This window comes from Christiangramia sp. LLG6405-1, assembly GCF_045055805.1.
Lineage (GTDB): Bacteria > Bacteroidota > Bacteroidia > Flavobacteriales > Flavobacteriaceae > Christiangramia.
In genome coordinates this window covers 2,015,786-2,039,140 of record NZ_CP159330.1, presented here as the reverse complement: position 1 = coordinate 2,039,140, position 23,355 = coordinate 2,015,786, and the positions used below count along the sequence as shown (strand labels likewise).

Here is a 23,355-nt window from a genome sequence, read left to right as displayed (position 1 = left end):
TTATTATATTAATTCTTTTTCAATTATAAATAGGGGTCTATTTTTACTTTCAATAAAAATTCTAGAAACGTAAACCCCAATTAATGATGCGTTTAAGCTTAGAATGCTCATTAAAAAAATTAGTATCAAAACTAGATCTTTTACAGCTATCTGGAATGCAAGAAAGTACACTCCAAGCAACAAAAATAAAATAAAACTTATGGTTCCTAATCCTATTATTAAGAAAAGCCAGATTGGCCTATGTGAGTAATATATGATTGCGTTTAATGCTCCTTTTATAAGACTAAAACTATTATAACTGGATTTACCGGTAAATCTTCTACCATGCTGCACTTCGATTGCTATCCTCTTGAAACCTACAACTTTAACGATAATAGGGAAAGGTCTGAAATTCTCTTTATACTGTAAAATCGCAGCTATTACTTGTTTATTATAAACACCAAAATTTCCAACCCCCGGTTCAAATGTAAGGCCACTTATATAAGCAAATAGTCTGTAAAATATTTTCGATGTTTGTCTTTTAAAAATAGTATCCTTTCGAGTTAAACGCTGGGCTAAGACTATGTCAAAACCTTTGATAGCTTTGTTTAATAAATTTGGAATTTCTTCCGGTCGATCCTGCAAATCACAATCCATTACTATTATCCATTCTCCGGTGCATCGTTCTAAACCTGCAGTAATAGCATTATGCTGTCCAAAATTGCGACTGAACTTTACAGCTTTCAATATAAGATTTGTTGTATAGAATTCTAAAACCTTTTCCCATGTTCTATCTTTGCTACCATCATCAACAACTATAATCTCATAGTTCTCCAATGGATAGGATTGTAGGGTTGTAGACAGCCGAGAAAATAACTCAACCAACAAGTCCTCTGATTGATACAAAGGAATTACAATAGAAAGTTTCGAAATGCCAGTCAAAGAAAATAGTTATAAATTATCCCAATACCAATGAACGGCCTCTTCCAGACCAGCTTCTATTCGATGAGTTGGATTATATTTAAGTAGATTTACCGCCTTTTCTACAGATGCTAGTGAATGTGGAATATCTCCAGGTCTATTAGGACCATGCTTTATTTCTACTTCAGCAATATCCGAATCGTATTCAGCTAAATTTCGCTTCAATAAATGTGTTAATTCTTTCAAATTCGTGCGATCACCTACTGCTGTATTATAAACTTGATTAAGTGCATTTCCATTTTCTGTAACTAAACATAGAAGGTTCATTTGCACAACATTGTCAATGTAGGTGAAGTCTCTGGAATAAGTTCCATCTCCGTTGATCACAGGACTTTCCTTTTTCATCAGTTGCATAACAAACTTCGGTATCACCGCCGCATATGCTCCATTAGGATCCTGACGTCTTCCGAATACGTTAAAATAACGAAGCCCTATTGTATTCAAGCCGTAAGACTTATTGAATATATCAGCATAAAGTTCGTTGACATATTTAGTGATAGCATATGGTGAAAGAGGTTTACCAATAACGTCCTCTACCTTTGGCAGGTTTTCAGAATCACCGTAAGTAGATGAACTCGCCGCATACACAAATCGTTTGATTCCATTATCACGAGATGCGACAAGCATATTTAAAAAACCTGACACATTAACATCATTACTTGTTATAGGATCATTGATAGACCTTGGCACTGAACCCAAAGCTGCTTCATGCAAAACAAAATCCTGATTTTTAGTAGCCTCAAGACAAGTTTCCAGGTTACGAATATCCCCTTCAATAAATTTGAACTTAGGATTTTCTAAAAATGGCTTTATATTATGTCTATGGCCGGTAGCGAAATTATCAAGGCAGGTTACTTCAGCTCCAAAATCTAAAAGCTTTTCGCAAAGATTAGAACCTATAAATCCGGCTCCACCCGTTACTAGTACTTTTGATGATTTTAATAAATCTTTCTGAGAATCAGTTATCAAATTATGAGGTTTTAATTAACTGTGTAAAGATATAATTTCAATTTTAAGTACTGTTAAAGGAAATTTAAATAAATTCTCCTAAAACTTACTCGATTCTAAATGAACCATAGTAGTAGCTATTATTTTCTCTTCAAATTTACCGGCAGCGATATCGCCAGAAATTCTTCGGTTTAGTACCTCTACAGCCTTAATTCCCAATTCTGATGGATGCTGCTCAATATAACTAAGCGATGGCGTAAGATATTCTGCGATGTCTTTATTTATATATCCAATGATTTTCAAATCTTCCGGTATCTTGATATATTGTTCGTAAGCCACTCTAGTCGCGATAATCGCGCTTTCAAAATCTGTACATAGTAAAGCTTCAACTTTTTCTGTAACTAAAAGTTTTTCAATCTTGGATTTTAAGGTTCCCTCACTACTGCTACGCGCTGTGAATACTGGCAACTTATCCATCGCCTTCTCATAACCGGATATCCTTAGCTTTCCAATACCTACATGATGAATAGCTGAGGCAATTCCAATTCTCTCCAAACCTTTTGCTCTGAAGAATTTAGTAGCATCATAAAAACTCTTTTCATCATCCACGCCAACTTTATCCGCAGGCAGATCCAAGTTGATTCGATCGTAGACAACCACTGGAATATCATAATCTAATAGAGCGAACAGGTGATCGTAATCTGCCTTTTTCTGAGTTTCTTCTGAAACTGCTATTAAAACTCCGTCGACCATTCCAGAAGTCAGAAGATCACAAATTTGTTTCTCGCGATCGAGTGACTCATTAGATATATATGTAATGATCTGCTGATCATAATGCTGAGCCTGAGCTTCTATTCCAGACAAAACCCTGGCAAAAAAGCTGTTCGAAATATTTGGAATCACAACACCAATAGTTCCTGTCTTACTTTTTTTCAAATTTACTGCTACCGGATTTGGGCGGTAGTTGTGCAACTTTGCAAGCTCCTTAACTCGCTCGGCTGTTTTAGGACTAATTTCCGGACTATCATGAAGTGCTTTCGAAACCGTAGAAACACTCACATTGAGTAATTTTGAAAGCTCTTTTAAGGTTATTTTACTCTTCATAATAAACTGTTGTAATAAATTAATTCAATAATTACTGCGGAAATGCCTGCCTTCAAATGCGAATTTGCAAAGAAAAGAATAAATTATGGTTTTGTAGTTATCGGGCTAATCGAACGAATTTTGCGCTGTCTAACAAACACCTTAATTCTTAAGACTGTTAATCACAAACAATATTTCATTCCTAAACCTGAAGGATACACATCATTACCTTATTCGAAAACTTCCCGAAAACCCTTATAAACACTCAGTTAAACTTATCCTAAACATGTCAAACCTCTTGTTCATAATCTGGTATCATCGTAATTTACATCTACTAAAATTAAACAACCATGAAAGATTACGGTACATTATCCCAGGCTATAAACAAACTGAAACTGGAAGAGGGTTACAAGCACGATTTTAACCTTCTTGATGAAAAGATCGAATTGAAGTCAGAAAATGCAACCTTTGGTGTAGAAGAATTTGAAGTTGATAAAGTCCTGCGATTCGAAGGAATGAGCAATCCCGACGATAATTCGATCCTGTACGCCATCACCACCACTAATGGACAGAAAGGTGTTCTTACTGATGGATATGGTATTTCCAGCGGACAGATCTCTAAAGAAATGATGAAGAAACTGGATCTGAAGGATCACAGACCTATAGATTAATGGTTAAAGTTCTACTAAACCATTGATTATAATTTTGGATTTGGTACAATCATTATATTTTTGAATTGGATTTTGAAAAACTATAAACAAAAACTATGAACTATTTAGGATTAGACAAGGAAAAGACTGCAAAAACGGTTTCTGAATTAAATATTTTATTAGCTGACTATCATTTATACTACCAAAAACTTAGAAATTTTCACTGGAATGTAATTGGAAAAAACTTTTTCGATTTGCATGAAAAATTCGAAGAGCTTTACGATGAAGCTAAATTAAAAGTGGATGAGATAGCTGAGCGTATTCTTACTTTGAGATACCAGCCTACCAGTAATATGAGTGAGTATCTAAAAGACTCTAATTTAAAGGAATCTCCTAGTGATATTTCTGATAGCAAAATGATCGAAATTTTATTGGAAGATCACGGACTGCTACTTAAGCAAATGAGAAAAGTTGTGGAAATCGCAGATAAATCTGGAGACGAAGGTACAATTGATCTAATTGGAGCTTATATTAGAGAATTAGAAAAAACTAGTTGGATGTTAGATGCATGGAAAATGAAAACTTCAGATCAGCACAAACCAGTTAAAAAATAAGCAATATTAAGTATGCAGGAATTTAATATTCAGGATTCAGTTAAAGGTATATGGGATAAATTAGAGGGATGGTTAGACACCATTATTCTAGGTCTTCCAAATTTCCTTCTCGCCGTAGTGGTTTTTATCGTCTTTATTTTTATTGCAAAGTATGTCGGTAAAATATTTGATAAAATCTTCGCTAGAAGTATCAAGCAAGATTCCATACGGCAGATGGCCACGAAAGTGATCAAAGCAATTGTAATCCTGATTGGTTTTTTCATTGCACTAGGATTATTAAATCTAGATACAGTCCTTACTTCAGTTCTAGGGGCAGCGGGAGTTGTCGGTTTAGCTATTGGTCTCGCTTTACAAGGAACCTTGAATAATACTTTTTCAGGTTTAATTCTAAGTTTTCTACCGGAATTGCAAATTGGTGATTGGGTTGAAACTAACGGATTTGCAGGTTCGGTTATGGAGATCAATCTCAGGAATATCGTAATTAAGCAATCCGACAATAACTATGTTATTATTCCGAATGGTAAAATTATTGAAGAACCTTTCAAGAACTTCACGCGTACTGCACGTTCAAGAGTATTCGTGAATTGTGGAGTTGGATATTCTTCAGACTTAGAAATGGTAAGAGATCTTACCATAAAGACTATTGAAGATATTTTCCCGCAGAGAGGAAATGAAGAAGTTGAATTGATGTTTCAGGAATTTGGAGATAGCTCTATTAATTATGTCTTAAGATTCTGGACTGATGTTACGAAGAATAGAGATATTCTTATCGCTCAGAACACGGCGATTATTGCTATTAAGAAAGCTTACGATGCTAAAGGAATCAATATTCCATTCCCAATTAGAACGATTGATTTTACAAATAAACTTTCAGTCAATAAGGATTAGGAATTTGATTTTCGATAAATAAAAAAACCGGCTGTCTAGCCGGTTTTTTTATTCAAAATTCGAACTCTAGAACTTCAATCCCAGGCTAAATTGTAATCTCGGACCTTCACTTCCCGCAAATACACTGGCTTTGGCCTGTATAGCATCTGCGCTATTGATCCATAATCCTCCACCATAACTATCATGCCACTGGTTACTAGACTCATCATCCAACCAAACTCGACCTAGATCGTATCCTCCGTAGATTCCAAGCTGGAAAGGCAGGAAGCTCGTAGATACCGTATCGAACGAATATCTTAGATCTGCACCTGTACCAAACGAACTTTTTCCTGAATATCTCTCAAATCTATAACCTCTTAGCCCGCTATTTGCCCCTAATTGTGCCGATTGATAAAATTCAAACTCATTACCAATATTGATATGTGCTTCTGCTCTGGTTTTCAAAACAAGTTTCCTATCCCGGGTTAGGGCGTTATAAAAGCCCATATATGGTTTGAAATATCCAAATTGACGATCAATATCTGCTGTATTCAATTTTGCGCCCAGGTTCAACTCAAACAGCATCCCTCTGGTAGGAACCAGAACATTGTCATAACTTTCATATCGATACATAGCATCGAGACCTGCAAAATATTTTCTCTGAAAAATATCTTCTTCTGAATCAATAAATACTTCAGATAAGTAACGATTATCGTTTTCGGTTACTTCAATAGACTCAAAAGTTGCTGTGAATCCAAAATAGCTACCAAAAGGAGTTTTATTAACTAATGCAGCTTTTGCTGAAATTTCATTAATCCCTACCCGGTTATAATCCATTCCTAATTCATCGTCAGGATTATCTGTTTCATTTCCGAAGCCGAAAAAGTTATCTGAATAATCAGGACTTCGAAAATTAGCTCCTAGTTGCAGGTTGTATTTCCCAACGATATTAGCAAACTCAGCTTCATAGCCTAGCTCAAATCCATTCGTTGCTGAGTGGTATTCCGCAGAAACAGTATGCTGCGAGGTAAAAGGATTTCGTTTGAATCTATTGATGGCCTTCACGTATTCCAGCTGAAAATTAAAAGCATCATCTGGATTGTAGCTGAAATCCGGTAAGATGGATCCTGACGCAAAGGTTTTTTTATCCTTATCATACGTATTGATCTCGTAATTATCTGTTAGCCGAAGTTTAGCGTTGTCTAATTCATTTATAGTATTCGGTAATGATTGATGATCATAAAGCTTTAATTTTGAACCATTTGTAATTGTGTATTCATCATTGTTCTGACCTCCAATCAATCGTACAAATATCGCAGCCTTCCCCTCTCCATTCACAAAAATTTTATCATCATCATCAAGTCCATACACCCAAATTTCATTGGTCTCGTCTTTCTTATAGACTTTATCGCTTAAAATTTCAGCTCTTTCTCCTTCCTTATTACGAGTAATGGTCACCCTCGTATTTCCATCTGTCAACCTTTCAATATCTATGAAATCATCTTTATCTGTCCCGGTTACGATCGCGAGATCTGCTAATTTTTCATAATATCTATTTGCAATATCAACTAAATTATCTCTCCTCCCCTGTACATTTTTTATAAGTTCCTGAGTAGCCTCACCAGTAGTTTCCTCGGGTAAATTAGCAAATGCCTTCTGAATTGCTTCATCGGTTACATTTTCCTTAATGTACTCTGCCTGCTCTATCCAAGTATTTTTTCCAGTATTTTGAAGCAGTGATCTATCCAGTCCCATTGCAGCGATATTAAACCATTCAACGTCTTTAATATCATCTCCATACACAGCGAATTGATTGGCAAATCCTGTGATCGCTCTTAATGTCCCAAAAAACGCACCATCAAAATTGCTGAACACCTGGTCTCGATCCCTCGGAATAGCTTTGAATACGTGCTTATCCCCTTCTTCAATTTCGGCCCATCTCCATTGATCCTGATGCCTGTCCCAATCTCCAATAAGCATATCGAACAGACGCGAGCGAACATATATAGACTCATCTAGCAAGTATTTTTCATCTCTGCGCAGTCTTTCCAGCATGTCTGATGTACTTACGATATCATGATCTGGGGTTCCAAAAGATTCGTAGCCTTTCCAACCCTCTTCAGGTCTTTCAACGATCATATAAATATCATCACCATGTACAGAATTGTATTTTCCTAGTGCTTCTTGCTTAGGCAGGTAAAATATTTCCGGATTGGTATGATAAACTCCAGCAGCTTCACTGAGCTCTGGAATTGCCATAAACCCGAATGGATGTGCAGCGGTATAGAAGTCTGTAAGTAAGTTTTCTGCTACCGTATTTTCTAATTTGTTTTCCACAGGCTGATTTTTAAAGGCTACACTCTGTAAAAATCTTAATGCATCCTTTCGAACTCTTCTAATATTATATTCTCTTCCCTGCCTGTCTTTCACTCTAAGAGATACAGTTTGATGTCCGCCACCTTCACGAACTACTTCCAATCCGCCATAAAGCGTATCCAGGTCTGCAGTTCTCAAAGTGATCTCCGTACCATAAAGTTCCCGATACCGTTCACCCCAAACGGTTTTATGAACTGGACTTTTCTCAGTATCCTCTTCCCTGTAAATTGAAGTTGTATATGTTTCCGGGAATTCATCCGGATATTCCTGAAGTTCGAATGGTACAGGAGTCTCCAAAACTTCAGTTTGATAAAGTAACTTAGGTTTGTTCTCCTGATTTCCGTAGAAACTTACCCAAGAAGAACCATCTTTAAAAACATCGAGCACCGCAAATCCCTGTCCTGGATATGCAAACAATCCATCATTACTTAAAGTTGCATAAGAAGCTTTTGAACCGGAACCTGAAACGATTTGCTTTACGCTATCATGCTCAATATACTGCAGGGAATGTTCGTGTCCCGAAGCAAAGATCACTCTCGAGGAACCTTGTGCAATGGTACTCAAACGGGTTGCCAGAGATTTATATCTATTGTTTTGAGCATCCTGGATAGAGACACCACCAGTTGTTCTAATTAGTGTTGCTAATGACCCTAAAATAGGTAGAGGAATTTTTTTCTGTGAAGGATAAATATGCCTGTCGAAAGTATATTGCCCACCATGTACGCCATTCGTATAGATTGGGTGGTGAAGTGCAATTACAATGGTTTTATTCTGATTCTTTTTGATCTCAGATTCTACTTCCAGGAACATTGCCTCCCGCGTTTTGATCTGTTCACAATTATCGTTGATCTTGGGATTGTCATTCCAATCTTCTAAATACCATTGGGAATCTATAACAATCATCTGGATATTATCAGAAACTTCAATAGACTCCATTCCGCAGCCAATTTCCGGACTCCATACTAGAATATCTTCAAATCTCTCTTTCAAATAATCTTTCTGTCTATCAAGACCTTCTAACTTTTCATTGTACCAGTCATGATTTCCAGGTATAAAAACTACTTTTCCCTCGTAGTTTTCGATCGCATCCAGCTGTGCATCTAATCGATATTCAGCCTCTTCTCTTCCCGAAGAACCTTCAGCAGGCATACCGTCAGGATAAATATTATCACCTAAGAAAATAGAAATATTCTCTGTTTTCTTTACGGAATCAAGGTAAGATTTGAAGGCTAACAGACCTAGTGAAGAACCACCTGGAGGGGAATAACCGCCATCACCCAGCAGGTAAAATGATTTTTCAATCTCTTTAAAAGAAGGGTAACCAAAATCTGAAGTTGATTCTCCTTCCCTGTATTTTGGTTCAAGACTGGCACAGGAAATGACCATTAATATTGTAAGTATACCGGCTAAAAGTTTAACTTTTTTCATAGAAAACTGTGGTCATTATTTTTTGTAATTTGGTCCTTGGAATCAAAAATTCATGTATGAATAATCTCGTTGAGAAAGCTGAAAAATTTGTTGAAGATTTATTTAAAGAAAAGTTACCTAACACCTTTATTTATCATAACTACCAGCATACTCAGCGTGTGGTTAAAAGTACTAAAGAATTAATCGAGAATTCTGAAATTAATGTTAAAGACAAAGAGGCATTACTCCTTGCTGCATGGCTTCACGATACCGGTTATATCCATACTTATAAAGGGCATGAAGCCAAGAGTGCTGAGATCGCGGAAGAATTTCTTCTGAAGGAAAACGCTACTCAGGATCTTATCGATTTGGTAAAGCAATATATCCTGGTGACCAATTTTAGCAATATTCCGAAAACACCTGGTGAGAAAATAATACGTGATGCCGATAGCTCACATTTTGGCAAGGACTATTTTGAAGAAACCAGTGAATTCCTGAGACAGGAGCTGGAAATGCATAATATCAAGAACTTCACTAATTCAGAATGGCTTGAGGAGAACATTCATGTTTTTACTGAAAAACATACCTATTATACAGACTATGCCTTACAGGAATGGAACCCTAAGAAGGAAGAAAATTTGCTGGAGCTTATAGAAGACAAAAATAAGCAGGAAAAGAAATTAAAGAAAGAAGAGCATAAAGCCCGAATGAAGGCTAAATATAAGAATGAAAACCCAGAGAGAAGTATTCAGACGCTGTTCAGGGTTACTCTTCGAAATCATATTAAACTGAGTGATATTGCCGATACGAAAGCCAACATTTTACTTTCGGTAAATGCGATCATCATTTCACTGGCACTTGCTAACCTGATCCCTAAACTGGAAGCAGAATCCAACAAACATTTACTTATACCAAGTTTAGTATTAGTACTTTTCAGCGTTGCTTCAATTATACTTTCGATCCTGTCTACCAGACCCAACGTTACAACCGGAGAGTTCACTAAAGAACAGGTTAAGAACAGGAATGTAAATCTTTTATTCTTCGGAAACTACCATAAGATGCCTTTTGATCAATTCAAATGGGGAATGAACCAATTGATCAAGGATAAAGATTATGTATACGAAATGTTGATGCTGGATCTTCACCTTTTAGGTAAGGTACTACATCGCAAGTATTTCCTGCTCAGAATGACCTATACGGTATTTATGTTAGGAATTATTATTTCAGTAATCGCTTTTATAATGGCTTTCTACCTAATGTAGTTCTTCCATTAGATCTTCATAATTGATCGTTCTTTCCGGATGATTGGAATCGGGTGAATATAATATGTTCACCCTTATTGCTTTAAGTCCTACCACTCCCTGAACATCTTCCAGATCTAATAGCTCCACATTATCACCGAAGTAATTTTTTGCCTGTAGGTACTTGATATACTGTAGATACTCTCGCTCATCACTTGCCTGAGAATAAACAATTGTCAGTTTTCCTTTTTGGGTAACGCGTTCTTCAGTACCTTTTACAAAAGCCTTGTCAATACGTTTTTTAATAATTTCATAACGAGCATTGTAAGTTCCATCTACATCGAACTTTTTCTCATCCATTCTGTATCTTATAGACATTGTATTATTAAAAACCAGAATCAAAGAAGCCGCCTCTAGCATCACAGGAGTTCTTTCCTGTAATTGATAGAACCTGTTCTCCATTTCGCACATAGTACTCAATTGCCACAACCTAAGGTTGAAAAGATAAACCTTGTTAAAAGGTCGCTTATTAGCCATGGATGCTCCTATATACATATTATGGTCTACTCCATCAGTTTTATACCTCTCAAAGTAATGAGGATAGATATTCTGAGCCTGTACCTGTCGCTTATCGATATATCGGGACATGGTACGATTTATTTGCTGTACTGTCTCGTCATATTTCTTACGGTGATTGTAAACCAATCCTGTTTCAGGATTGAGCATGCTTGTATATTCCTCAACAAGCTCCCTTATTTCTTCAGATTGCTTTTTTAAGTGACTCATTAAAGGGTTCACTTCCTTCTTCAGTAAATTAAAAACCTTCTGTTCACTACTGGCATTCAGTCTATCCTGTAGTTCTTCTTTAAAATCTGAGACCCGATACTTGACCTGATCATATATTGGAAGTTCTTCAATTTTGTAAGCCTTGTCGATGATGTTCATGATAATCTCCAGCTGATCCATAAGATCGCTTTTGATTGCATTATTTCTAGCTTCAGAAGATGCAACGATATCAATTTGACCATACAATGGAAAAACGTCTTTAAAGGTAATATCCTTAAAAGAAGCAAGTCCATCCTTATCCAGGTCTTTGATAAACTTTTTCGCTTCGCTCTCAAAAACCCAAAGAACACTAGGATGAATAGAGGTACACTCACTTTGTATTACCGCTTTCACTCTATTTTCAAAATCGTTTCTATTTCTTTCAACTGTAGTTACGATATAAGGTAGAATGTCATCCAGTTTTATCGCGTTAATGCTATTCAGCTCATTCTTGCGGCTGGAAGCCAATTCTAAGATACCAAGAAGTTTTCCATTCTTGGCCACCGGAGCTAATAGACAACTTCTCACATCGTTTTTAATGAGGTTCTTAGATAGCAAATTGTCGTATTTGCGTGCATAAGATTCTACGTTGGAAATGGTAAAATAAGCATTATCATCTATAAGAGTTTTAAAACCTTTTTCACAGATCCCCGACTCACAATCATTCATCAGAACTTCGTCAAGAATAAAGCTCTGTGCCTCCTTGTTATCCATTCTTTCAAAAACCATATCCTTTTTATTGAATACGGTGAAACCAACCCGTAGGTCTGATATGTTATAAATCGAACGGAATATCTCCTGAAGTTTCGCCAATTCCTCCTCCTCATTCACTTCTTCGAAAAGCAGGGTAGTTTTTAATTCTGAGATTGCATCATCTATAGTAACATCGGTTAGATTCACAATGGCAAAACCCTTGAATATATGACTATACGGCGGAATCTTTTCCTTCCATAATTCTATATCATCAACATTTTGCAGTAGAATATCTACATCTTTCTGAGTAATTTCCGGTGCATCATCTTTCCGAATGATATCGACAAAATCAGCATTCATGGATATTCTGTAATGACGTTTTATTCCATCTTCATCTGGAATATCATAGTACAGAGGTCTCGAGATATCTATTTTGTACCCGTAGGATTTCAGTATCTGTATACTGGAAAAGATATATATAAGTTCTTCATCCATGTGCCTGAACTTCAACTGAAAATCTTTTCCGGCATTCTTCAGAATAGCTTTTAGTCGTTTGGAAACATTGAAAAGAATATTATGAAATGGAACTGATGCAGCTTTGATCTCGTTATTAGATAAAATGTTCGGAAACAGATCATCCAACAAGATATTAATGGGAGCGTGATATTTCTTTAAAAGTTTTGGGTCTGAAAATCCTTCAGATAATTCAGGGAATTGACTCACATGGTCAAGCATTTTTTGCATGTATTCCCTGGAAATCTCACTTTCTATTTCATCAAGCTCCTTTTGATACTCCTCAATCACCTTATGAAAACTGATCTGTATATCGAATGGAAAATCTTTTAATTGCTGCAACATAACTTGATAATTTAAGGTAAAATTAAATGGAAAAGTAGCCAGGAAAGAGCAACGACCTGAAATTAACATTTATTTATAAGAACGCCATCAGAATGAAGCATGAGTTCATTATTTTTGCAGAAATTGACATAAAAGATGAAGAAATTCTTATTCTTATTTAGCGCTATATTGTTTGCAGTAACTGGCTGTGGAGAAGATAAAGGTTATTATTTAAGTGGTGATGTAAAGGGTGTTGAAAATGGGACTAAAATCTATATCTCAGAACTGGATGGTAAGACTCGTTCTCCAAAAGCAGTAGATACAGCCATTGTTCAGAATGAGAAATTCGAATTGGATATGAAAGAAATGGATCTTCCTGCTCTAAGTTTTTTGCGTATTGAAGGAGTGAATGGAAATCTTGTGTTTATCGCTGAAAACGAGAGACTGAAATTCAATATTAACAAAGACAGCATTCGTAGTTCACGTGTTAGCGGCGGACAGGAAAATGAGGCGCTTTACGAATATCTGGATCATATGAAAGAAATGAACCGGAAGATCGGGAAAATGCAGAAGGAAGCCAGAACTGCCATGATTCAGAAGGATACTGCAAAATTGAAGAGTATTCAGGCAACCGAAACCGAGCTTAAAGACAATGATCGTAAAGCTAAAGAAGAAATCTTCAGTCGGAATACAGATACTTTCCTCGCCGTAACCTTGCTTGCAGATATGTTGAGTTCAAAAAGCCATAGCTCCAAGGAAGTTCGCGATATGTTTAGTGAAGTTTCAGATCGTATCAAGCAAACTGATATGGCAAAAGATCTGAAGAGTGAATTAGAGAAGATGAAAAATGCTGAAACGGGATCTAAGGCACCAGATTTTAAAGCCCCTACACCAGATGGCGAAATGCTAGCACTTTCTGATCGCATGGGCCAGGTTACAGTAGTAGATTTCTGGGCAGCGTGGTGTAAGCCTTGTCGAATCGAAAATCCAAACCTGGTTAATACTTACAACAAGTACAAAGATCAAGGTTTAAATATAATTAGTGTAAGTCTTGACCGACCAGGACAGAAAGACCGTTGGGTACAGGCTATAAAAGATGATAAACTTGAACAATGGGATCATGTTTCTAATCTTCAGTTCTGGCAGGATCCCGTAGCAAGGTTATACGGAATCACAGCAATCCCGGCGACCTATATTCTTGATAAAGACGGAATCATTGTAGCGAAAAATCTTCGTGGTGATGCCTTAGCTGAAAAGATTGGCGAACTACTGAATTAATTCTACTTACTTAGAAAGATAGCCGGTTCTCTGAAGAAAGAACAATATTACGATAGGCACAGCTAATAAAATTACCATTAGCAAGTGACTTTCCAGCACCCAGGGAGCCAGAATCATCGTTAGAATATATCCACCGGTAGCACCACCAAAATGCGCATCATGACCAATATTATCTGTTCTGCGCTTCATTCCATAAATAGTATAAAGTAAATATCCTATTCCGAAGATGTAAGCGGGAACAGGTATGATAAAAAATAAGCCAAGCGTCATATCTGGTTGCAGTAGTATGGCAGAATATAGAATTCCCATGACCGCACCGCTGGCACCTACTGCTGTATAATATGGATCATTTTTATGGAAATAGTAAGACAATAAATTCCCCAGTAACAGACTTCCAAGATAGATAATGAGGAATGCTACAGAGCCTAACTGCCAGATGACCACATTTGCAAAGAAATAGAGTGTTAGCATATTTACAAAAAGGTGGCTTGTATCTACATGCAGGAATCCCGATGTGAATATTTGAAACTTAGAACCTCTTTGAATATCTGAAGTACTGAACTTGTACTTATTGAAGAAGGTTTCATCGCTAAAACCTTTAAAAGAAATTAATGCATTTGCCGCTATGATCACCAGCGTGACCAGGCTCAATTCTCCCATTTTTACTAAAGTTTAATTTCAAATATACCATATATTTGCGGAAAGTTTTTTTATGCAAGGATTAGTTTTCTGGCTTGTTTACCCCCTACTCTGGCTTATATCCATTCTTCCGTTTCGTATTTTCTATATATTCTCAGACATTATATATTTCCTGGTTTTTCGAGTGATAGGCTATCGCAGAAGTACTGTTCAAAAGAATTTAAGAATGGTGTTTCCTGATAAGCCTTCCGAAGAATTGAAACGTATAGAAAAAGTTTTCTACAAGCATATGTGTGATATGTTTCTGGAAATGATCAAAAGTATCTCTATTAGTAACGAGGAAATTCAAAAGCGCTTCAAATTCACTAATCTTGAAGTTTTAAGAGATATTGAAAGCAGAAACAAGAGCATTGTCCTGATGTGCGCACATTACGCTAGTTATGAATGGATTATCGCGCTACAACTTTACGGACTCAAATATAAATCCTTCGGAATCTACAAGAAGATACAGAACAGGTATTTTGATGATATGGTTAGGAAGATTCGTAGTAAGCTTGGTGGAGAGCTTGTTAATACTCATAAAGCGACTAAGAGAATCATCCAAAATGAGCGAGAAGGATTGCGAGGTAATTACGCTATGATCGCCGACCAATCACCAAGACTTCAGCGTTCTAATTTATGGATGAAATTTATGGGTATTTCTGTTCCTGTTTTTGAAGGTTCTGAAAAACTGGCTCGTGGTCTGGATCTTAATGTCATATACCTACATGTGGAAAAAACCGGTAGAGGGTTTTATGTAGCTACGCTGGTTCCTATAACTGAAAATGCCCCGGAAGAACCGGAGCATTTTATTACTCAAAAGTTTTTTGAACTTCTCGAAAAGCAAATTCGTGAGAAACCAGAGTACTATCTCTGGACGCATAAACGCTGGAAACATAGAAATGAACCTGTACCAGAAGGAGCTACCAGAGTCAGCTAAGCTATGATCTGCTCAATTTCAGATATCATCTTCTGCGCCAGCTCATCTGCTTCCTGTTGAGATTTTGCTTCAGTATAGATCCTAATAATTGGCTCTGTATTGGATTTTCTTAAGTGAACCCAGTTTTCTGGGAAATCTATCTTTACTCCGTCTACTGTAGAAATTTCTTCTGAAGCATGTCTTTTTTCAACCGCCTTCAAAACACCATCAACATCCAGATCTGGAGTCAGCTGAATTTTATTCTTACTCATATAATAAGAAGGATAACTTGCTCTTATTGAAGAAACCGACTCTTTCTTTTCTGCCAGATAAGTAAGAAACAAGGCCGTTCCCACGAGGCTATCTCTACCATAATGTGCTTCCGGGTAGATGATTCCGCCGTTACCTTCACCACCAATGATTGCCTCTGAATCTTTCATAAGCTGAACCACGTTCACTTCACCTACTGCACTGGCATTATACTCTCCATTATGTTTCTCTGTAATATCTCTTAATGCTCTGGATGAGCTAAGGTTACTAACAGTGTTCCCAGGAGTTTTAGACAATACATAATCTGCACATGCGACCAATGTATATTCCTCACCAAACATTTCACCGTTTTCGTCTATAAAAGCAAGACGATCTACGTCTGGATCTACCACGATCCCAAGATCTGCCTTCTCCTTTTTCATTAATTCACAGATATCGGTTAAATGCTCTCTTAAAGGTTCTGGATTGTGAGGGAAATGTCCGTTTGGTTCACAGTATAATTCGATCACCTCTACACCCATTCTCTTCAGAAGCGCTGGAATAGCAATTCCTCCTGTAGAATTTACTGCATCCACAGCTACTTTAAATTTCGCGGAGGAAATTTTATCAGCATCAACTAGTTTAAGCTTCAGGACCTCTTCAATATGCCTGTCGATATAATCATCGATCACGGTAATTTTCCCCAGATCATCCACTTCAGCAAAATCGAAATTCTCTTTTTCTGCTATTTCAAGAATTAGGGCTCCTGCTTCGCCGTCAAGAAATTCTCCTTTACTATTTAATAGTTTTAAAGCGTTCCATTGTTTTGGATTATGGCTGGCAGTAAGTATGATTCCGCCATCAGCATTTTCCAGAGGAACAGCGACCTCCACTGTAGGAGTGGTAGACAAGCCTAGATCGATCACATCGATTCCCAGACCAGTCAGGGTATTCATGGTTAGTTCCTGGATCATTTTTCCAGATATTCTCGCATCTCTTCCTACCGCAACCTTTAGGTTCTTGTTAGTAGAGTTATTTTTTAACCACGTGCCATAAGCTGCGGCAAATTTTACTGTATCTAAAGGAGTTAGATTATCACCGGTTTTTCCACCAATAGTTCCTCTAATCCCCGAAATTGATTTTATTAATGTCATTGTTAGTTATTTATAGGTCCTGATAAGACCTGTAAGAAATTTTAACAAATATAATTGTGTCACCCCGTACTTTCCAAAACTTAACAAATATTAACCCTGGCCCTATTTAATTCGTATATTCCCGCATGAACTTTCTGGCACATATTTATCTATCTGGTGATGAGGACCTGGTGAAAATCGGCAATTTTATGGCAGATTCCATCAAAGGGAAAAAATATCGTAAATATGGCCCTCAAATTCAAAAAGGTATAATTCTACATCGTGCCATCGACTTTTATACCGATACTCATCCAGTTTTCAAAGAAAGTAGTCATCGTTTGTCTGAAAGATACCGACACTACAGTGGCATCATCGTAGATATTTTTTACGATCATTTTTTAGCGGCAAACTGGAAAGACTATTGTAATATACCATTGGAGGAATATACCATACAGTTCTATGAGCTGCTAAAGCTAAACTACGAGGTTCTTCCTTCTAACGTCAAGAATTTTCTGCCATATATGATTGAACAAAACTGGCTTTTGAGTTATGCCTCTATAGATGGAATTCAAAGTGTTTTGAATGGTATGAATAAAAGAACGAAGCTAAAATCTGGTATGGATCAGGCTACAGATGAACTAAAGTTACATTATGACGAATTTGAAAATGAGTTTAGGCAATTTTTCGAGGATGCACAGCTCTTTTCAGATCAAAAGCTGGAAGAAATAAGTTCTGAAAAATAAAAAGCCCGATATTATATCGGGCTTCTTCTATAATTGAAAATAATTAAGCGTAATACCAGAATCCATCGATCAATTCCACGCGTCTCCATCTCCAACCGCTGTTATAGTACCAAAGATTGTTATACCTTAAAACTGTAACTCCTGAGATGGTATAATATTCTCCGTTAATATAATTTGGTTCTGGTTCTGGTTGTTCTTCTTCTCCTTCACCTCCTCCACCGGAGCCTGGATACATTACATTGATACCAGTTACATCTCCATTAGAAAGTTGGGTTCTTTGTACACTATAAATATTACCATCATTTTTAGTGATTGTTGGTTGACCATTTTTGGAAAATGCATAGGAACTATACATCATAATAGATCCAAAATCTAAATTAGTAGTAAACTCATTCCCATCAAGATTGTTTTCTTCGTAAGTCTGAAAATTGTATTCTCTACCGGATTGGATATTTTCAAAGTTGATAGTAATGTGGTTATCTCTATCTACACGGCTTTGTTCGTGCCAAAGTCCAACTGCATGTCCAATCTCATGGATGGTGTTCCCAGTAGAACAGGCGTTGGCTAAAGTAATGTTCTGCTTTCCGCCTACTTTTCCAACATATGATGAACAGCCTGATCCAGGAGTAAAGTAAATATAATCTGACTGTCCAGCCCTTTTTACGAATTCAAGGTTAGTATTAGCTTCCCAATGACTAATGGCATCGAATACACGATCCTGGCCAGACAACCTAGAATCTATTTCATAATATACTACGTTATCTTCCCAATAAGCAGAAGTTCTACCAACACTCTTTAATTGAGATGCTTTATCCCCTTTCTCTAAAACCAATTTTACAGGGCTCTTAGAAGCTTGCTCCATGGGAATTAGAATATCTCCTTGATAAATATAATTACCGTCAATGTTCTCTACAGCCATTTTAATACCTGTATAGTAGATATCGGTAGGGGTTCCCCGGGAATCCGGATATGCGATTTCCGTAAATTCATTTTCCAAAACTGTGGAAGTGATTTGGTTTGAACTTTCAGTAGGTTTAATTTCTGAAGCTGAATCCTTACTACAGCTTGACATCGCTAAGGCTGCTAGCAAAAGTAAACTCGTTGGTTTCATCATAAGTAGGTAATTTTTAAAATATATTAGTTATTCATCTATTCTAAGATTAGCAATACTTGTACCAGAACTATTAACTAATATTTATGATAAATTTTTTACAAGTACCCACTTATTGACGCTATCAGCATATCACAGACTATAATTATATGATTATCAAATTATTGCATTTCCTTAAAATTTAATAAGAACCTATGTACACATTAGTAGTAGAAATGACGTAATCCCAAGAATTTCAATAGTTACGAACTACCAAACAATAAAATTCTTTCTATACTCAAAAATTAAAAAGCTGTCTGGATTTCTCCAGACAGCCTTACCCACACTCCACAGAAGTGGGTATGAAACCCGCAAATTAGTCACCCCCCGGTTAATCAATTATGCGGGTATTACATTATCAAATCTCATGAATTGGAATCAATATGTATAATTTAAACGTTTCAGTCAATATAATATTCTTAATTACTTTAATTGAATTTATTCAACCCCTTAAGTTTTTCAAAATCCATTGTTATAAATTTAAGAGCGTGGGATTTCCACAAGATTATGATTAATGGCATAAATAATACTCTCCAGAATCGTATCTGAATTTGTTCGCTTTATAATACTGGACCTATGCTTCTCTACAGTTTTAGGACTCACAAACAATGCTTCTGAAATTTCTTTGGTCTTATAGCCTTTACACAACAGTGTGATGATCTCCTTTTCTCGTCTGGTAAAATTTTGCTCCACCATACACTTTGCCATTGCCAGTGAATTTTCAACTTCTGCCGCAGTAGATCCGATACTGGCTCGTAGGCAATACTCATCTCCGGTAAAATCAATTAACATAATAAAGGTGTCTGGTATTTTGATATTCAATTTTGAGATAGTTATACGTGCATTCCGAAGCTTTTGTTTTGTGATCCTAAGTGTGGTTTCAGTCGTGGCCTTCATATGCTTACCTTTGGCAAATTTCCGTAAAGACCCACGAATAGCACTCCGATCAATAGGTCTTACAATATCAGTAACTTCGAACATTTCCTTACTTGCCCTGAAAGTATTCCTTGCCACCTCATTCATATTAACTATCTGGTCTTTCTCTAGAAGCAACACTGGCTGTTTCATAAGGTGATAGAGTCCCATAAAACATTCATGCCAGTAATTAAGTTTAAGTTGTTCTGCGGTGCGGGAAATTCTAATAACCAATTGCTCCAAACCTGCGGCAGTAGAATGAAACTCATCCACAAGATCCTTATATCGTTTCGCCATTATTTTGATTTCCAACGGACTACAATAGATTGCAAGGTGCGTTTTTTTTAGAAAATGGGTTGCTTTAAAGTTTTTCAGATTCTTAAAATCTGAAGGTTTGCGATAGGAAGTTTTGTCAAAGACGATTGTATCGGGTAATAAGTCAAGAACCCTATGATACGCTACATGAATAGATCCCTCAACAGAAACATCAAATAGAGTGCTCAAACCCTGAACAAGTTCCTTGATAAGCAATTCATTCTTAGTTACTATAAGTAATGGTTTCTTTTGCATTTTATCTCAAAAATTAAATAAATATATACAAGCTCCAATTGCAACTGGGAGGGGTTACAGTTACACTTTAAAAAGATCATGAACAGATCGGGAACATTTTAGGGGTAGTCAAATATAGTAGCTATGTAAGTAAATATAAAATTTATATAGTAGTATTAATCTGACAACCAGTATTTTACAACTTAATTAATCAATACATCTTGGTCAACATCATTACCTTTCAGCGAAAAAAAAGCTCGAATTACCTCTAGAATGATCACCTCAACAATTTCAGGTCTTATTCTTTCTTACAAAAAATTACAGCTATCTTAACAACAGTACATTGACTTCGGCTTTCTTAATAGCGTTACAATAAGTAACTTTGCCATCTTGAAAAAATGTATGGCGAAATTTGAAGACAGTATCGAAGTATTAGGAGCTAGAGTTCACAATCTTAAGAATATAGATGTTTCCATACCCCGGGAACAGCTGGTTGTTATAACAGGTCTCTCGGGATCTGGTAAGTCTTCACTCGCATTCGATACGATCTATGCTGAAGGTCAGCGAAGATACATTGAGACTTTTTCTGCATATGCCCGTCAGTTCTTAGGAAGCCTGGAACGCCCGGATGTGGACAAAATTGAAGGTCTCTCTCCAGTGATCGCCATAGAACAGAAAACAACCAGTAAAAACCCTAGGAGTACTGTAGGAACGATCACAGAGATCTATGATTTTTTGAGATTATTGTTTGCCAGAGCCGGAGAAGCCTACAGTTACAAGACTGGTGAGAAAATGGTAAGCTATACAGACTCACAGATCAAGGAACTCATCTTGCAAGATTTTAAGGGTAAAAAGGTAAATATTCTTGCGCCAGTAATAAGAAGTAGGAAAGGTCACTATCGCGAATTGTTCGAATCCATTGCCAAGCAGGGATTTATAAAAGTTCGGGCAGATGAAAAAGTGGTGGATATTGAAAAAGGCATGAAGCTGGATCGATACAAGACTCATGATATTGAGATTGTCGTAGACCGCTTGAAAATTGAAGAAAAGCCCGAAGCAGATAAAAGACTTGATGAAAGCATCAAAACTGCCATGTATCATGGTGAGGATACTCTTATGATCCTCGATCAGGATAGTGGTGAAGTTCGATACTTTAGCAGGAATCTTATGTGTCCTACTACTGGAATAAGTTACCCTAATCCAGAGCCTAATAGTTTTTCTTTCAATTCGCCTAAAGGAGCCTGTCCTAATTGTAATGGGATAGGTACTTTGTATCAGGTGAATATTGACAAGATTATTCCGGAGCCTAAGAAATCCATTAAAAACGGAGGTCTGGAACCCCACGGACCTCAAAAAAAGAACTGGGTATTTTCTCAACTTGAACTCATAGCTGAACGCTTTGATTTTAGTCTGAATGACCCCATCAATAAGATTCCGAAGGAAGCATTGGACATGATTCTATATGGAGGTAAAGAAAAATTCTCCAAGGAATCCAAGGCTTTAGGAATCACCCGCGATTTTAAGATCGATTTTGAAGGTGTGGCAAGCTTTATTGAAACAACTTTTAAGAACAACGATTCTACATCATTACGTAGATGGGCCAAGGAATACATGGATAAGGTAGATTGCCCCGAATGTGAAGGTACCAGATTAAAAAAGGAAGCATTATACTTCAGAATAAATGATAAAAATATTGCCGAACTTGCTAACCTGGATATTTCAGATCTTGCCGACTGGTTCGAAAATATCGAAGCAAGGCTTTCAGCAAAACAATTACAGATTGGTGAGGAGGTCGTCAAAGAAATTCGCGCCCGTATCGCCTTTCTGGTAGATGTAGGTCTTACGTACCTTAATCTAAATCGTGGTTCCAAATCACTTTCAGGTGGGGAAGCACAACGTATAAGACTTGCTACACAGATTGGATCTCAACTGGTAGGTGTTTTGTACATTCTTGATGAACCAAGTATAGGACTGCATCAACGCGATAACGAAAAGCTGATCAATTCTCTTGAATCTTTGAGAGACATCGGGAATACTGTAATCGTTGTGGAGCACGACAAGGATATGATCGAAAGGGCAGATCACGTGATCGATATTGGACCACGTGCCGGGAAATACGGTGGTGAGATCATTAGCGAAGGGCCTCCTTCAGAACTGCTGAATCATTCTACGCTAACCGCAGATTATTTGAGTGGTAAAAAGGCCATTGCTATTCCGGAGAAAAGACGAAAAGGTAATGGGAAGTCGATAGAATTAAAAGGTGCGACAGGAAATAACCTGAAGAATGTAAGCATTAAAATTCCATTAGGAAAAATGATCGCGGTAACCGGTGTTTCGGGAAGTGGGAAATCCACTTTGATCAATGAGACCCTCTACCCTATTATGAATGCTCATTATTTTAATGGAGTTAAAGTTCCGAAACCTTACAAAACCATTAAAGGTCTCGATCATATAGATAAAGTCATTGATATTAATCAAAGTCCTATTGGACGAACCCCGCGTTCTAATCCCGCTACATATACCGGCGTATTTTCTGAAGTGCGAAATCTTTTTGCCAAAACTCCTGAATCGCTAATTCGTGGTTATAAACCGGGAAGATTCAGTTTTAATGTAAAAGGCGGAAGATGTGAAACTTGTAAAGGTGGCGGACTTCGTGTGATCGAAATGAATTTCCTGCCAGATGTATATGTAGAATGTGAAACCTGCCAGGGAAAACGCTTTAATCGGGAGACTTTGGAGATTCGATACAAAGGAAAGTCCATCGCAGATGTGCTCGAAATGACCATTAATGAAGCGACACCTTTCTTTGAGAACATTCCGAAGATCTATAGAAAATTAAAAACGATCCAGGATGTTGGTCTGGGCTACATTAGTTTAGGACAACAATCCACAACACTTTCCGGAGGAGAAGCCCAGAGAATTAAACTGGCGACTGAACTTTCTAAAAGAGATACCGGAAATACTTTTTATATCTTGGACGAGCCAACGACCGGTTTGCATTTTGAAGATATCAGAGTTCTAATGGATGTCTTAAATTCGCTAACCGATAAAGGAAACACTGTCCTTATTATTGAACATAATATGGATGTGATCAAAATGGCAGATCATATCATTGATATAGGATACGAAGGCGGTAAAGGTGGCGGTGAAGTTGTCGCAATCGGCACCCCTGAACAAATAATTAAAAACACTAAAAGTTACACTGCTCGCTTCCTGAAGAAGGAAATGAGTTAAACCAAC

At 37.0% G+C, this 23,355-nt stretch carries 17 protein-coding genes; 8 read left to right on the top strand and 9 right to left on the bottom strand.

All coding sequences use genetic code 11. From position 1 onward, the window contains the following. Window positions 1-3 precede the first annotated feature (3 nt). The 3 genes from ABVM50_RS09420 to ABVM50_RS09410 form a co-directional block, all read right to left on the bottom strand. Complete coding sequence (locus ABVM50_RS09420; RefSeq protein ID WP_405198330.1) at window positions 4-921, bottom strand: glycosyltransferase family 2 protein; 918 nt, start codon at window positions 919-921, stop codon at window positions 4-6. A 9-nt stretch (window positions 922-930) separates the two neighbouring features. Beyond that, the gene (locus ABVM50_RS09415; RefSeq protein ID WP_405198329.1) at window positions 931-1,929 is read right to left on the bottom strand and encodes an SDR family oxidoreductase; all 999 of its coding nucleotides are present in this window, start codon (window positions 1,927-1,929) and stop codon (window positions 931-933) included. Window positions 1,930-2,007: 78 nt separating this feature from the next. Further along, a complete protein-coding gene (locus ABVM50_RS09410) occupies window positions 2,008-3,012 on the bottom strand; it encodes a LacI family DNA-binding transcriptional regulator (protein WP_405198328.1) in 1,005 nt (334 codons plus the stop codon). A 329-nt stretch (window positions 3,013-3,341) separates the two neighbouring features. Here ABVM50_RS09410 and ABVM50_RS09405 point away from each other — a divergent pair, with 329 nt between their 5' ends. The 3 genes from ABVM50_RS09405 to ABVM50_RS09395 all read left to right on the top strand — a co-directional run bounded on the left by ABVM50_RS09405 (window position 3,342) and on the right by ABVM50_RS09395 (window position 5,143). Next, window positions 3,342-3,662, top strand: a complete 321-nt coding sequence (locus tag ABVM50_RS09405) for a phosphoribosylpyrophosphate synthetase (RefSeq protein WP_322302425.1) — start codon at window positions 3,342-3,344, stop codon at window positions 3,660-3,662. 95 nt (window positions 3,663-3,757) lie between these two features. Beyond that, window positions 3,758-4,255 carry a Dps family protein gene (locus tag ABVM50_RS09400; protein ID WP_295182694.1) on the top strand — a complete coding sequence of 166 codons (498 nt, stop codon included), beginning with the start codon at window positions 3,758-3,760 and terminating at the stop codon, window positions 4,253-4,255. A 12-nt stretch (window positions 4,256-4,267) separates the two neighbouring features. Further along, entirely contained in the window at window positions 4,268-5,143 is an 876-nt protein-coding gene (locus ABVM50_RS09395) for a mechanosensitive ion channel family protein (RefSeq protein ID WP_405198327.1), read from the top strand. 66 nt (window positions 5,144-5,209) lie between these two features. Here the strand turns inward: ABVM50_RS09395 and ABVM50_RS09390 are convergent, their stop codons facing one another. Continuing rightward, window positions 5,210-8,926 carry a metallophosphoesterase gene (locus tag ABVM50_RS09390; protein ID WP_405198326.1) on the bottom strand — a complete coding sequence of 1,239 codons (3,717 nt, stop codon included), beginning with the start codon at window positions 8,924-8,926 and terminating at the stop codon, window positions 5,210-5,212. 56 nt (window positions 8,927-8,982) lie between these two features. Here ABVM50_RS09390 and ABVM50_RS09385 point away from each other — a divergent pair, with 56 nt between their 5' ends. Then, the gene (locus ABVM50_RS09385; RefSeq protein WP_405198325.1) at window positions 8,983-10,167 is read left to right on the top strand and encodes a Pycsar system effector family protein; all 1,185 of its coding nucleotides are present in this window, start codon (window positions 8,983-8,985) and stop codon (window positions 10,165-10,167) included. On the opposite strand, the gene ABVM50_RS09380 is transcribed toward ABVM50_RS09385, so the two are convergent. Continuing rightward, complete coding sequence (locus ABVM50_RS09380; RefSeq protein WP_405198324.1) at window positions 10,159-12,522, bottom strand: GAF domain-containing protein; 2,364 nt, start codon at window positions 12,520-12,522, stop codon at window positions 10,159-10,161. The two genes, ABVM50_RS09385 and ABVM50_RS09380, sit on opposite strands and share 9 nt — an antisense overlap. Before the next feature lie 135 nt (window positions 12,523-12,657). On the opposite strand from ABVM50_RS09380, the gene ABVM50_RS09375 reads away from it, so the two are divergent. Continuing rightward, complete coding sequence (locus tag ABVM50_RS09375) at window positions 12,658-13,779, top strand: redoxin domain-containing protein (protein ID WP_405198323.1); 1,122 nt, start codon at window positions 12,658-12,660, stop codon at window positions 13,777-13,779. A gap of 6 nt (window positions 13,780-13,785) precedes the next feature. Here the strand turns inward: ABVM50_RS09375 and ABVM50_RS09370 are convergent, their stop codons facing one another. Beyond that, window positions 13,786-14,439 carry a rhomboid family intramembrane serine protease gene (locus tag ABVM50_RS09370; RefSeq protein WP_141877362.1) on the bottom strand — a complete coding sequence of 218 codons (654 nt, stop codon included), beginning with the start codon at window positions 14,437-14,439 and terminating at the stop codon, window positions 13,786-13,788. Window positions 14,440-14,491: 52 nt separating this feature from the next. Between ABVM50_RS09370 and ABVM50_RS09365 the strand changes: the two genes are divergently transcribed. Beyond that, window positions 14,492-15,397, top strand: a complete 906-nt coding sequence (locus ABVM50_RS09365; protein WP_405198322.1) for a lysophospholipid acyltransferase family protein — start codon at window positions 14,492-14,494, stop codon at window positions 15,395-15,397. Here the strand turns inward: ABVM50_RS09365 and glmM are convergent. Continuing rightward, a complete protein-coding gene (gene glmM / locus ABVM50_RS09360; RefSeq protein WP_405198321.1) occupies window positions 15,394-16,779 on the bottom strand; it encodes a phosphoglucosamine mutase in 1,386 nt (461 codons plus the stop codon). The genes ABVM50_RS09365 and glmM overlap by 4 nt on opposite strands. A gap of 125 nt (window positions 16,780-16,904) precedes the next feature. Between glmM and ABVM50_RS09355 the strand changes: the two genes are divergently transcribed. After that, complete coding sequence (locus ABVM50_RS09355) at window positions 16,905-17,501, top strand: ACP phosphodiesterase (RefSeq protein ID WP_405198320.1); 597 nt, start codon at window positions 16,905-16,907, stop codon at window positions 17,499-17,501. A 43-nt stretch (window positions 17,502-17,544) separates the two neighbouring features. Here the strand turns inward: ABVM50_RS09355 and ABVM50_RS09350 are convergent, their stop codons facing one another. Further along, window positions 17,545-18,615 carry a M12 family metallopeptidase gene (locus tag ABVM50_RS09350; protein ID WP_405198319.1) on the bottom strand — a complete coding sequence of 357 codons (1,071 nt, stop codon included), beginning with the start codon at window positions 18,613-18,615 and terminating at the stop codon, window positions 17,545-17,547. Between the two features lie 516 nt (window positions 18,616-19,131). Further along, window positions 19,132-20,136 carry a response regulator transcription factor gene (locus tag ABVM50_RS09345; protein WP_405198318.1) on the bottom strand — a complete coding sequence of 335 codons (1,005 nt, stop codon included), beginning with the start codon at window positions 20,134-20,136 and terminating at the stop codon, window positions 19,132-19,134. Between the two features lie 381 nt (window positions 20,137-20,517). Here ABVM50_RS09345 and uvrA point away from each other — a divergent pair, with 381 nt between their 5' ends. Next, on the top strand, window positions 20,518-23,349 hold the full coding sequence (uvrA, locus tag ABVM50_RS09340; protein ID WP_405198317.1) for an excinuclease ABC subunit UvrA: 2,832 nt from the start codon (window positions 20,518-20,520) through the stop codon (window positions 23,347-23,349). Window positions 23,350-23,355 lie beyond the last annotated feature (6 nt).

Bases quoted from the DNA above. Each gene is read 5' to 3' on its own strand.
- ABVM50_RS09380 (WP_405198324.1), bottom strand. From the start codon at position 12,522: ATGTTGCAGCAATTAAAAGATTTTCCATTCGATATACAGATCAGTTTT.
- ABVM50_RS09375 (WP_405198323.1), top strand. From the start codon at position 12,658: ATGAAGAAATTCTTATTCTTATTTAGCGCTATATTGTTTGCAGTAACT.
- ABVM50_RS09405 (WP_322302425.1), top strand. From the start codon at position 3,342: ATGAAAGATTACGGTACATTATCCCAGGCTATAAACAAACTGAAACTG.
- uvrA (WP_405198317.1), top strand. From the start codon at position 20,518: ATGGCGAAATTTGAAGACAGTATCGAAGTATTAGGAGCTAGAGTTCAC.
- ABVM50_RS09355 (WP_405198320.1), top strand. From the start codon at position 16,905: ATGAACTTTCTGGCACATATTTATCTATCTGGTGATGAGGACCTGGTG.
- ABVM50_RS09350 (WP_405198319.1), bottom strand. From the start codon at position 18,615: ATGATGAAACCAACGAGTTTACTTTTGCTAGCAGCCTTAGCGATGTCA.
- ABVM50_RS09400 (WP_295182694.1), top strand. From the start codon at position 3,758: ATGAACTATTTAGGATTAGACAAGGAAAAGACTGCAAAAACGGTTTCT.
- ABVM50_RS09395 (WP_405198327.1), top strand. From the start codon at position 4,268: ATGCAGGAATTTAATATTCAGGATTCAGTTAAAGGTATATGGGATAAA.
- ABVM50_RS09410 (WP_405198328.1), bottom strand. From the start codon at position 3,012: ATGAAGAGTAAAATAACCTTAAAAGAGCTTTCAAAATTACTCAATGTG.
- ABVM50_RS09370 (WP_141877362.1), bottom strand. From the start codon at position 14,439: ATGGGAGAATTGAGCCTGGTCACGCTGGTGATCATAGCGGCAAATGCA.
- ABVM50_RS09365 (WP_405198322.1), top strand. From the start codon at position 14,492: ATGCAAGGATTAGTTTTCTGGCTTGTTTACCCCCTACTCTGGCTTATA.
- ABVM50_RS09390 (WP_405198326.1), bottom strand. From the start codon at position 8,926: ATGAAAAAAGTTAAACTTTTAGCCGGTATACTTACAATATTAATGGTC.
- glmM (WP_405198321.1), bottom strand. From the start codon at position 16,779: ATGACATTAATAAAATCAATTTCGGGGATTAGAGGAACTATTGGTGGA.
- ABVM50_RS09385 (WP_405198325.1), top strand. From the start codon at position 8,983: ATGAATAATCTCGTTGAGAAAGCTGAAAAATTTGTTGAAGATTTATTT.
- ABVM50_RS09345 (WP_405198318.1), bottom strand. From the start codon at position 20,136: ATGCAAAAGAAACCATTACTTATAGTAACTAAGAATGAATTGCTTATC.